Raw genomic sequence first — 10,224 nt, forward strand, 5'->3', positions numbered from 1 at the left:
CAGGCGGCATATTTTCGTACGCTTTGATGGCGGCCTTGGCAACTGCCCTGCTGGTCGCCGCGGTCACCGACATCAAACGCCGCGAGATAGATAACACACTTAATCTGGCCATCGCGCTGGCGGCCCCGCTGTGGTGGCTGGCGACCGGCCTCGGCTGGTGGGACGTGGGCTTTCAGCTCGCGCTCGCGCTCGTCACCTTCGTGGTGACCTGCGCCCTCTTCGTCGTGCGCCAGATGGGTGGCGGCGATGTCAAACTTTTAACCGCGCTTGCGCTCTGGTTCGCGCCCGCCCCCTTCCTGCAGCTGGTCGTGCTGATGGCCCTGCTGGGGGGAGCCGGTTCGGTTGCGATGGCGGCCTGGAACCTCGACCGGCGGCCCGGCGAATCCGTGCGAAGCGCGCTGGCGCTGGGCGCTTCGGCGCTGTGGGTGGGCGGCGCGCTGGCGGTTCTGATCGCGCTGGCCACCGGACGCCCGCTCCTTTCGAGCGCCGCGCTGCAATCGATTCGCGACGTGCTTCCCGCAGGCTGGATCATCGCGCTTGTGGTGCTGGCGCTGCTCGGCGGATTCGCGCTCGGCTTCGTGCACCTCGTACAGCGCCAGAAAGCGCGGATGCGCGTGCCTTACGGGGTCGCCATCGCGCTTGCGGGCATCTGGGTGCTCGCCCAGCAGGCCCTGGCCAGTGCGGCGGTGTCATCCACCGTAAACTAATCTCGATTGACCCGATTTTAACCAATTGTCCCGACAAGGTAACTCACCAAGATCGGATTTTCAGGGGGCTTGAACAGCCATGGATAGAAAGAAGCTGCTGCTGCTGGTCGTTGCGCTTTTCGTCGCAGCCGGCACCGCATTTGCAGCGCGCTCGATGTTTGCCGGAGCCTCGGCTCCCCAGGCAGAGGCCGTGGCGGTCAAGCCCGCAGGGCCCAAGGTCCTCGTCGCCCAGCGGGCACTTCCGGTGGGGACCATCCTCACCGCCGATGCGATGTCCTTCCAGGACTGGCCCGCCGAACTCGTGAAGGACGTCTACTTCCTCGACGGCGAGGCGGACATGGCCAAGCTCCTGGGCACCGTCGTGCGTTACCCGATCACCGCCGGGCAGCCGGTCACCCAGGGTGCGCTCGTCGCGCCGGGCGACCGCGGCTTCCTCGCCGCCGCGCTCGGCCCGGGCATGCGCGCGGTCACCATCTCGGTTTCGGCCAAGACGGGCGTGGGCGGCTTCGTGTTCCCGGGCGACCGGGTCGACATGATGCTCACCCAGCAGGTCAAGGGTGAAGGCGAACCGCTCAACACCACCGAGACGATCCTGCGCAACCTGCGCGTGCTCGCCACCGACCAGACCACCAACAACGAGGTCGAGGACGGCAAGACCGTGGTCCGCGCCTTCCGCACGGTCACGCTCGAGGTCACCCCGCGCATCGCCGAGAAGATCTCGGTGGCCGAGGAAATCGGCGCGCTCAGCCTCTCGCTGCGCTCGATCGCGGACAACCAGGGCGAATTCGAACGCATCCTTGCGAGCGGCGAAGTCGAGGTGCCCGAGGGCGCCACCAAGGAGCAGGAGGAAACCCTCATGCGCCAGGCCATGACCCGCCCGATCGAGGGCAACACCACTTACGTCACCGGCGGCGACGTCTCGCGCTTCCAGCGCACGAGCCGTCCCGCGCCGTCCGGCTCGGGCTCGGGCTCGGGCCCGATGATGTCCGCGCCGCAGATGGCCGGCGGTTCGCCCGCCGCCGCGCCCCAGGGCTATTCCGGCCCCGTGGTGCGCGTCACCCGCGGCAAGGTCACCACCGCCGAACCGGCCGGGAAGTAAGCACCATGACCGCACGCACATTCCGCAAGTCCGCGCGTCCCGCCGACGCCGGCCACCCGGCAACCGCAAAGGGCACAGCCATGAAGCGCCGCCTCTTCCCCTCCCTGCTCCGCGCCACCTGCCTGGTCGCCCCGCTGGCCACCCTCGGCGCGCTCGCACCGCTCGCCCCGGCCGCGGCCCAGTCGATCTCGACGCCCGCGCAGGACATCGCCCTCTCGATCGGCAACGGCCAGCTCGTCACCGTTCCGGGCACGATGGCCGACGTCTTCGTCGCCAACGAGGCGATCGCCGACGTCCAGGTCAAGTCGACCAACCAGCTCTACGTCTTCGGCAAGGGCGGCGGGACGACCACGGTCTACGCCAGCAACCGCGCAGGCCAGGTCATCTGGTCGGCCAACGTGCGCGTCGGCTCGAATTTCGACAGCGTCGATTCGATGCTGCGCCTGGCCATGCCCGAGGCGAAGATCACGGTCTCCTCGATGGGCACCAACACCTTCCTCCTCACCGGCACGATCAAGTCGCCCGAGGACGCCGCCGAGGCCGAACGCCTGGTCCAGGCCTACGTCGGCAAGGAGGCCAACGTCATCAGCCGCCTGCGCACGGCCACGCCCTTGCAGGTCAACCTGCAGGTGCGCATCGCCGAAGTCAGCCGCTCGCTGGTCAAGACCATCGGCTCGCGCCTGACGACGATGGATTCAACCGGCGGCTTCAAGTTCGGCATCGGCCAGAACGCGCCGATCGACAACCAGGGCGTCTTCGCGCCGGGCCGCACCCTCGGGGTCGGCAACATCCCGACCGACAGCGTGATCGACCCGATCACGGGCGAACTCACGCAGATTCCGGGCACCGCCGTCAACCAGCTGGGCACCGGCACCACGCTGGGCATGGCCGGACGCCTGTTCGGGCTCGACATTCTGGGCGCGCTCGACGCAGGTGAGACCGTGGGTCTCGTCACCAGCCTCGCGCAGCCCAACCTGACCGCGCTTTCGGGCGAGACCGCCGAGTTCCTCGCGGGCGGCGAATTCCCGATCCCGATCAGCCAGGGCCTGGGCGCCACCTCGATCGAGTACAAGAACTACGGCGTCAGCCTCAGCTACACGCCCACCGTGCTCGCCAACGGGCGCATCTCGCTGCGCGTGCGCCCCGAGGTCTCGGACCTCTCGAGCCAGGGTTCGGTCACGCTCAACGGCTTCGAGGTCCCTTCGCTGACCACGCGGCGCACCGAAACCACGGTCGAACTGGGCTCGGGCCAGAGCTTCATGATCGCGGGCCTGCTCAGCAACAACACCTCGAACACGATCACCAAGATGCCCGGCGCCGGTGATATCCCGATCCTGGGCTCGCTGTTCCGCTCGACCGGCTACAACCGCGGCGAGACCGAGCTTGTCATCGTGATCACGCCGTATCTGGTGAAGCCGGTCGATCCCTCGCAGATCGTCCTGCCGACCGATGGCTACAGCGCGCCCAACGAACTGCAGCGCCTGCTCGGCAACCAGCAGAGCGACGGTTCGGGCCCCACCCAGCGCCCGGGTCCCTCGCGCGGCGCCGCGCCCGCCCCCGCGCCTGGCGTCGACGTCGGCGCGCTGGACGCAACGCCCCAGGCACAGGCGCAGCCGCGCACGCGCACGGCCGCCGACGACACCGCCAAGCCCGGCTTCACCCTCAAGTGAGAGAGCTGACCACCATGCGCATGCCTTTTGCCACCCGCGCGCGTCCGCTTGCCGCCGGCGCCCTCGTTCTCGCTCTTGCCCCCGCACTCGCCGGGTGCATGGGCGGCATCCCCACCAACCGCACGATGTATTCCGAGCACCAGCCCGTGGTGCAGCAGGTCAACTACACGCTCGACCTCAATGCCGACGGCGGCGGCCTCGCCTATGGCGAAGCCCAGCGTCTGTCCGGCTGGCTCGATGCGATGGACCTGAAGTACGGCGACAAGCTCTACGTCGATGACCCGGCCACCAGCGCCGCCGCGCGCCAGGCGATTGCCGTGCTCGCCGAGCGCCGCGGCATCCTCATGGCCGAGGGCGCCCCGATCACCGAGGGCTACATCCAGCCCGGCACGCTGCGCGTGGTCATCGCGCGCATGCAGGCCTCGGTGCCCAGCTGCCCGTCGTGGAAGAGCAATTCCGACTTCAACCCGGGCAACGGCCTCTCCAGTAACTACGGCTGCGCCACCAATTCCAACCTTGCCGCCATGGTCGCCGATCCCGAGGATCTGCTGCATGGCGCCGAGGGCGATGGAGAGACCAACGCGATGACCTCGACCAAGGCGATCCAGGCCTACCGCGAGGCCGCCCCCACCGGCAACGGCAACACCGTGACCACAGCCAGCACCACGACGGGAGCCCAGTGATGAACGCACCCTGGAAATCGGGAGGCGGCAATGGCCGCGACCAGTTCGCCGCCTACCTGTGCGACGAGGCCTCGCTTGACGTGATCCGTCCGATTGCGATGGAAATGGGCTGGCAGCCCGAGAAGTGCAACAAGGGTGGCCTGCGTAACGCCATCCAGTCGCTCTCGATCACCGCCTCGCCCAACATCCTGATGGTCGACCTGTCGGAAAGCGGCGATCCGCTCAGCGACATCAACGCGCTCGCCGAAGTGTGCGAGCCGGGTACGATCGTGATCTCGGTCGGCCAGGTCAACGATGTGCGCCTCTACCGCGACCTCATCGCCAGCGGCATCCACGACTACCTGCTGAAGCCGCTCTCGCCCGCCCAGGTGCGCGATTCGCTGGCCCAGGCCCAGGCGGTCTACGCCGCGCCCAAGAGCCATGACGGCGCGGGCGCGGGGCAGCACGTCTCGACCGCGGTGATCGGCACGCGCGGGGGCGTAGGTGCCTCGACCATCGCCACCTCGCTGGCCTGGCTGCTGAGCGCGGACAACAAGCTGCCGACCGCACTGCTCGATCTCGACATCCACTTCGGGACCGGCGCGCTCTGCTTGGACCTCGAACCGGGCCGCGGCCTCACCGACGCGATCGAGAGCCCGAGCCGTATCGACGGCCTGTTCATCGAACGCGCCATGATCCGCGCCAACGACAATCTCGCGATCCTCTCGGCCGAGGCCCCGATCTCGAGCCCGCTGATGACCGACGGCGCGGCCTTCCTCCAGCTCGAGGAGGAATTCCGCGAGGCATTCGAGGCCACCGTCATCGACATGCCGCGCAACATGCTCATCAACTTCCCGCAGCTGGTGAACGATGTGAACGTGGTCGTGCTGGTGACCGAGTACACGCTGGCCTCGGCGCGCGATTCGATCCGCATCCTCTCCTGGCTGCGCACCAACGCCCCCCAGGCGCGCGTGATCGTGGTGGCCAACAAGGTCCAGTCCGCGGTCAGCGAGATCGGCAAGGCCGACTTCGAGGCCTCGATCGAGGCCAAGGTCGCGCTCACCATCCCCTACGACGCCAAGGCCGCCGCGCTCGCGGCGAAGCTGGGGCAGACCTTCGCTGATGCCAACCGCACCACCAAGGCGGGCTCCGCGATGCGCGATCTCTCGCAGCTCATTCTCGAAGGCCGCGACGACGTCCAGGACGCGGGCGAGGGCAAGAAGGCCTCGCTCTTCGACAAGCTCGATCTCAAGTCGTTCATGTCGGGCATGGGCACCAAGAAGGCGAGCGCGCAGGCGCAGTGATGCACCGGCTTACGGGGACGCGGCGCACGCACGCGTCCCCTGTCGCAACGACGACGCAGTGACGTAAAGGACCGCAAAGGCGATGAACCCTCTCCAGCTCATCCTGTTCGCAGGCGGCCTCATGGGCGTGATGGTGCTTGTCTACCTGGCCTTCTCGGGCCCCTCGCCGAGCAAGGAGGGCGCGCGCCGCCTGAAGGCCGTGCGTTTCCGCCACTCGCAGAGCACGAATGACCGGGTCGAGGCGCAGATGCGCAAGGCCGTCGCCGCGCGGCGCCCCAAGATGCACCGTATCGCCGGCTCGGGCTCGCAGCTCGAGGCGCTTGACCTGCGGCTGATGCGTTCGGGCCTGTCGTGGACCTTGTCGCAGTACCTCTACGGCTCGCTGGGCATTGCCGTGACGGTGACGCTGCTCCTCTACCTCAAGACCGGCGCGGCGCTGCTGGCGCTGGGCATCGGCCTGTTCGCGGGCGCGGGCATTCCGCACGTCGTCCTGAACATGATGATCAACAAGCGCACCAACAACTTCATCACCAAGTTTCCCGACGCCATCGAACTCCTGGTGCGCGGCCTGCGCTCAGGGCTTCCCGTCACCGAGACCCTCACCGTCGTGGCCAAGGAAGTCCCCGGCCCGGTCGGTCAGGAGTTCAAGCTCATCACCGAACGCATCAAGATCGGCAAGACCATGGAGGATGCCCTCCAGGAAACCGCCGACCGTCTCTCCATCCCGGAATTCAACTTCTTCTGCATCACCCTCGCGATCCAGCGCGAGACCGGCGGCAACCTCGCCGAGACGCTGGCCAACCTGGCCGACGTGCTGCGCAAGCGCGCGCAGATGAAGCTCAAGATTCGCGCCATGAGCTCGGAATCGAAGGCCTCGGCCTACATCGTGGGCGCCCTGCCCTTCCTCGTCTTCGGCATGATCTGGATGGTCAACCCGAGCTACGTCGGCGAATTCTTCATCGACGAGCGGCTGATGGTCGCGGGCATGGGCGGCGCGGTCTGGATGGGGATCGGCGCCTTCATCATGGCCAAGATGGTCAGCTTCGAGATCTGAGCGAGGAACACGACCCATGCTCGAGCAACCCACCGGCCCTACCATCCTGGGCTTTGACGTCATCCTCGTCGGCACCTTCCTCGCGATGATCGCGGCGATGGCGACGATGTACGCGATCTACACCGCGCTCACCGTGCGCGATCCCATGGCCAAGCGCGTGCGGGCCCTCAACGCCCGCCGCGAACAGCTCAAGGCCGGCATCAGCACCGGCGCGCGCAAGCGCCAGAGCCTCGTCAAGCGCAACGAGGCGACCGACAAGATGGGCCGGATCCTGGCCAGCCTGAAGGTCCTGCAGGGCAGCCAGCTCAAGGAGATCCAGCAGAAGCTCGCCCATGCGGGCATCCGCGACAAGCAGTGGGCCGTCGCCGTCGTGTTCGGACGCCTGGTCCTGCCGATCCTGCTCGGCGGCACCGCCGCGATCGTCATCTACGGCATCGACTACTTCCCCGACTGGAGCAGCTTCAAGCGCTTTGGCGGCTTTGCCGCGATGCTGCTGGCGGGCTACAAGGGCCCGGACCTGTTCATCCAGAACATTGCCACCAAGCGCACCGACGCGATCCGCAAGGGCCTTCCCGACGCGCTCGACCTGCTCGTCATCTGCGCCGAAGCCGGCCTCACCGTCGACGCCGCCTTCGACCGCGTCGCGCGCGAACTGGGGCGCGCCTACCCGGAACTGGGCGATGAATTCTCGCTCACCTCGATCGAGCTCTCGTTCCTGACCGAACGCCGCCAGGCCTTCGAGAACCTCGCCTGGCGCGTCAATCTCGACGCGGTGAAGGGCGTGGTGACGACGATGATCCAGACCGAACGCTACGGCACCCCGCTCGCCTCGGCGCTGCGCGTGCTCTCGGCCGAATTCCGCAACGAGCGCATGATGCGCGCCGAGGAAAAGGCCGCGCGCCTGCCCGCGATCATGACCGTGCCGCTGATCCTGTTCATCCTGCCCACGCTCTTCGTGGTCATCCTGGGCCCCGCGGCCTGCTCGATCGCCGACGCCTTCGGCGGCGACTAGAGCGCCCCGCCCGACCGCACGAAAAAGCCCCCTCCCCGCATTGTGCGTGGAGGGGGCTTTTTCGTAGGGATTGCGGCGCGCGGGCGGGCCATCAGAACAGGAAGTAGATGTCCCCATAGCCGTAATGGGTGTCGCCCCGCTCCTGCACGTTGGGCGCACGCTTCAGGAACGCGCCCTTGTCGAGCCAGGCCGCGCCGAGATCGACCTTGATGCGCTTGGGGATGAGCCAGTAGCGCACGCGGGCCTGCACCTGGCTCCCGCCATCGCGCCCACTGGCACCGCTCGCATCGCGAATGCCGGTAAAGGCAAAGGCATCGTCCCGCGAATCCAGCCACAAGCGGCGCCAGTCGACGAAGGCATCGAAACGCCTGGACGGCGCGATCTGTGCCCGCACGCCCAGACTGCGGACATTGCTGTAGCCCAGCGGACCATAAAGCGACGTCGGCCCCCAATCGCTCCGGCGCGGGCCATAGAGCGAATCGAAGCGTTCGTGGCGCGCTGTTCCCGCCTTGTCCCCGCTCGCCATGTCGGCCTGGAGCGAGAGCCGTGCGTCGAGCGATCCGGGCAGCGTATAGCCCGCCTCGGCATGGGCCATGTACGCGCGCACCGGAACGCTGGGCGCACCATCGTCGCGCGACGTGCGGATCCGCCCCAGCTGGAGCGCGGCTTCCAGTTCGAGATCCCAGCGCCCCGCCTCGGGCACCTGGAGACGTCCTCCAAAGGTGCGCAAGTGCCGGTTGCGGGTGGCATGCGTGGCATCGTCGCGCTCGTCGAGCAGGAAGGCATAGGCTTCCAGCGCCACAGGTCCCCGCTGCGCCGCGGCAAAGGCGCCCCAGAAACGCAGGTCGAAGCCCTCGGTATCCACCGACCAGGCGTTCGCAATGACCTCTCCCTTAGTGTCGGGATGGCGCTTGTCGGGCAGGGTGTAGAAGACGCTCAGGCGCTCCTTCCCCTCAGGGCCCTGCCAGTCGAGGCGCGCGCCGGTAAAGGCGTTGGCCGCGTTGCGCCAGCCCGGATCGCCGACAAGCCGCTTGCTCCCGAAATTGAGCACCATGCGCCCGGCCGTCACCGAGACCTGCTCCGAAACGTCCAGTCCCACATAGAGTTGGGGGACCTGCAACGGGTCGATGTGCGCGGAACTGATTGGCGTATCGAGGTCGATGGCATAGCCGCGCGAATCGCGGATTTCGGCACCGACGCGAAACCGCCCCCGCGTGTACTTGGCCACGATGCTTGTCCGGATGGTCAGCGCATCGTCCGAGCGCGCGCCCGAACTGCGATAGCCATTGTCGTAGGCCTCGTAACGGACCCGCACACTGCCCGACAGGTCGAGGTCCCCCGCCCCCGCAGCCTCCTGCGCCCCGGCCGACGGACTGAAGCCCAGCGCCATTCCGGCGAGGAGCCCGCAGCGCAGGGCCGCGCGTGTCCGCGCCGTGGAGGGGACATTCATGGCAGACACCTTTCCGCCAATCCCGCGCACGCCTTCAGAACTCATCCCACTGCCCATCGCTGGCCATGGGCTGCAGCGCCGCCGATCCGACCGTGGCATAAGGCTGGGCCGCCTGCGCCACGGGTGCGCGCGCGAACTTTGGGCGGGCAAGAGAGGGCCCATGCAGCTGGACGACTTCGCCCGCGCCCAGCTTGAACTTGCCGACCAGTTCGGACAGCCGGTCCGCCTCGCTCGACAAGCTGCGCGCGGCGGCGGTACTTTCCTCGATCATGGCCGCGTTCTGCTGCGTGATGCGGTCCATGGCGCTGATGGTCTCGGTCGTCTGGCGCAGCTTGCCCGACTGCACCTGCGAGGAATCCGCGATCGAGGTCACGAGCTGCGTTGCCGAGGCAATGCTCTCGATGATGCGATCGAGCGCGGCGCCGGTATCGTTCACCATGACAACCCCGGAGGCGACCTGGACCGAACTCGTCTCGATCAGTTCGCGCACTTCGCGCGCGGCATCGGCCGAACGCTGGGCAAGCGCGCGCACCTCGGTGGCGACCACCGCGAAGCCCTTGCCCATCTCGCCCGCACGGGCGGCCTCCACCCCCGCGTTCAGGGCCAGCAGGTTGGTCTGGAAGGCGATCCCGTCGATGACCGAGATGATCTTCTTGATCTCGGCGGTCGAGTGATCGATCGATTGCATGGCGGCCACCGCATCGGACACGATCTTCCCGCCCGACTGGGCCTCCTCGACGGCCGCCACAACGCTGCGGTGCGCCGTGGTGGCTTCCGAGGCGGTGGAACTGATGTCGCCGCTCAGGTCGCGGATGCGCTCGGCCGCTTCGCCCAGGTCGCTCGCGTGCTGTTCGGTGCGGGTGGCGAAATCGCTCGAGGCATCGTTGATCTCGCGCGCGCCCGTGTGGATCGCATGGATCGCGTGCGAGACCGCCAGCAGGGCTTCGCGCAGGCGTCCGGCCATGGTGTTGAAATCGGCGCGCAGGCGGCCGTACGTGCTGCCAATGTCCGGCAGTTCGGCGGTGAGATCGCCTTCGGCAAGCGCACTCAGCTGGGCTCCGACCATCTCGATCATCGCGTGCGTGCGCGCATCGCTGTCGGCCTTGGCGCGGGTCATCACCTGCAGGCGCTCGGCAACGCGGGCGAGGTCGCCGATTTCATCGCTTCGGTGCAGATGCGGAACGGTGAATTCGGCCCCGCCATCTTCCACCCGGGCAATGGCCGAGCGGATATCGCCCAGTTCGCCCACGATGCTGCGCCGCACGC

9 protein-coding genes (1 of these 9 running past the window's edge) are annotated in these 10,224 nt (G+C 67.8%); 7 read left to right on the forward strand and 2 right to left on the reverse strand.

What is annotated here, in order from left to right; translation table 11 throughout:
• Positions 1 to 26: 26 nt before the first annotated feature.
• From HT578_RS06240 to HT578_RS06270, 7 genes are all read left to right on the forward strand, one after another.
• The gene (locus tag HT578_RS06240; protein ID WP_239026523.1) at positions 27 to 707 is read left to right on the forward strand and encodes an A24 family peptidase; all 681 of its coding nucleotides are present in this window, start codon (positions 27 to 29) and stop codon (positions 705 to 707) included.
• A gap of 79 nt (positions 708 to 786) precedes the next feature.
• A complete protein-coding gene (gene cpaB, locus HT578_RS06245; RefSeq protein ID WP_039392521.1) occupies positions 787 to 1,806 on the forward strand; it encodes a Flp pilus assembly protein CpaB in 1,020 nt (339 codons plus the stop codon).
• Positions 1,807 to 1,886: 80 nt separating this feature from the next.
• A complete protein-coding gene (locus tag HT578_RS06250; RefSeq protein WP_213504126.1) occupies positions 1,887 to 3,476 on the forward strand; it encodes a type II and III secretion system protein family protein in 1,590 nt (529 codons plus the stop codon).
• Between the two features lie 14 nt (positions 3,477 to 3,490).
• Positions 3,491 to 4,159 (forward strand): CpaD family pilus assembly protein, encoded by a 669-nt coding sequence (locus HT578_RS06255; protein WP_338422171.1) that lies wholly within the window; start codon positions 3,491 to 3,493, stop codon positions 4,157 to 4,159.
• A complete protein-coding gene (locus tag HT578_RS06260; protein WP_039392520.1) occupies positions 4,159 to 5,442 on the forward strand; it encodes a pilus assembly protein CpaE in 1,284 nt (427 codons plus the stop codon). Before HT578_RS06255 ends, HT578_RS06260 begins: the two co-directional genes overlap by 1 nt.
• Before the next feature lie 82 nt (positions 5,443 to 5,524).
• On the forward strand, positions 5,525 to 6,496 hold the full coding sequence (locus tag HT578_RS06265; protein ID WP_213502764.1) for a type II secretion system F family protein: 972 nt from the start codon (positions 5,525 to 5,527) through the stop codon (positions 6,494 to 6,496).
• Between the two features lie 16 nt (positions 6,497 to 6,512).
• Positions 6,513 to 7,508, forward strand: a complete 996-nt coding sequence (locus tag HT578_RS06270; protein ID WP_213502766.1) for a type II secretion system F family protein — start codon at positions 6,513 to 6,515, stop codon at positions 7,506 to 7,508.
• Between the two features lie 91 nt (positions 7,509 to 7,599).
• Here the strand turns inward: HT578_RS06270 and HT578_RS06275 are convergent, their stop codons facing one another.
• Together HT578_RS06275 and HT578_RS06280 are read right to left on the reverse strand one after the other, a co-directional pair.
• Complete coding sequence (locus tag HT578_RS06275; RefSeq protein ID WP_213502768.1) at positions 7,600 to 8,958, reverse strand: alginate export family protein; 1,359 nt, start codon at positions 8,956 to 8,958, stop codon at positions 7,600 to 7,602.
• A 34-nt stretch (positions 8,959 to 8,992) separates the two neighbouring features.
• A protein-coding gene (locus HT578_RS06280; protein WP_213502770.1) for a methyl-accepting chemotaxis protein crosses the window boundary here: on the reverse strand, positions 8,993 to 10,224 show its 3' portion. The gene runs 595 nt beyond the window's last position; the window shows 1,232 of its 1,827 coding nt (coding positions 596–1,827); its start codon lies off the right edge, out of view; its stop codon occupies positions 8,993 to 8,995.

This window comes from Novosphingobium decolorationis, from assembly GCF_018417475.1.
Taxonomy (GTDB): domain Bacteria; phylum Pseudomonadota; class Alphaproteobacteria; order Sphingomonadales; family Sphingomonadaceae; genus Novosphingobium; species Novosphingobium decolorationis.

Coding starts and splice junctions, on each gene's coding strand:
- HT578_RS06240 (WP_239026523.1), top strand. CDS start 27: ATGGCGGCCTTGGCAACTGCCCTGCTGGTCGCCGCGGTCACCGACATC.
- cpaB (WP_039392521.1), top strand. CDS start 787: ATGGATAGAAAGAAGCTGCTGCTGCTGGTCGTTGCGCTTTTCGTCGCA.
- HT578_RS06250 (WP_213504126.1), top strand. CDS start 1,887: ATGAAGCGCCGCCTCTTCCCCTCCCTGCTCCGCGCCACCTGCCTGGTC.
- HT578_RS06255 (WP_338422171.1), top strand. CDS start 3,491: ATGCGCATGCCTTTTGCCACCCGCGCGCGTCCGCTTGCCGCCGGCGCC.
- HT578_RS06260 (WP_039392520.1), top strand. CDS start 4,159: ATGAACGCACCCTGGAAATCGGGAGGCGGCAATGGCCGCGACCAGTTC.
- HT578_RS06265 (WP_213502764.1), top strand. CDS start 5,525: ATGAACCCTCTCCAGCTCATCCTGTTCGCAGGCGGCCTCATGGGCGTG.
- HT578_RS06270 (WP_213502766.1), top strand. CDS start 6,513: ATGCTCGAGCAACCCACCGGCCCTACCATCCTGGGCTTTGACGTCATC.
- HT578_RS06275 (WP_213502768.1), bottom strand. CDS start 8,958: ATGAATGTCCCCTCCACGGCGCGGACACGCGCGGCCCTGCGCTGCGGG.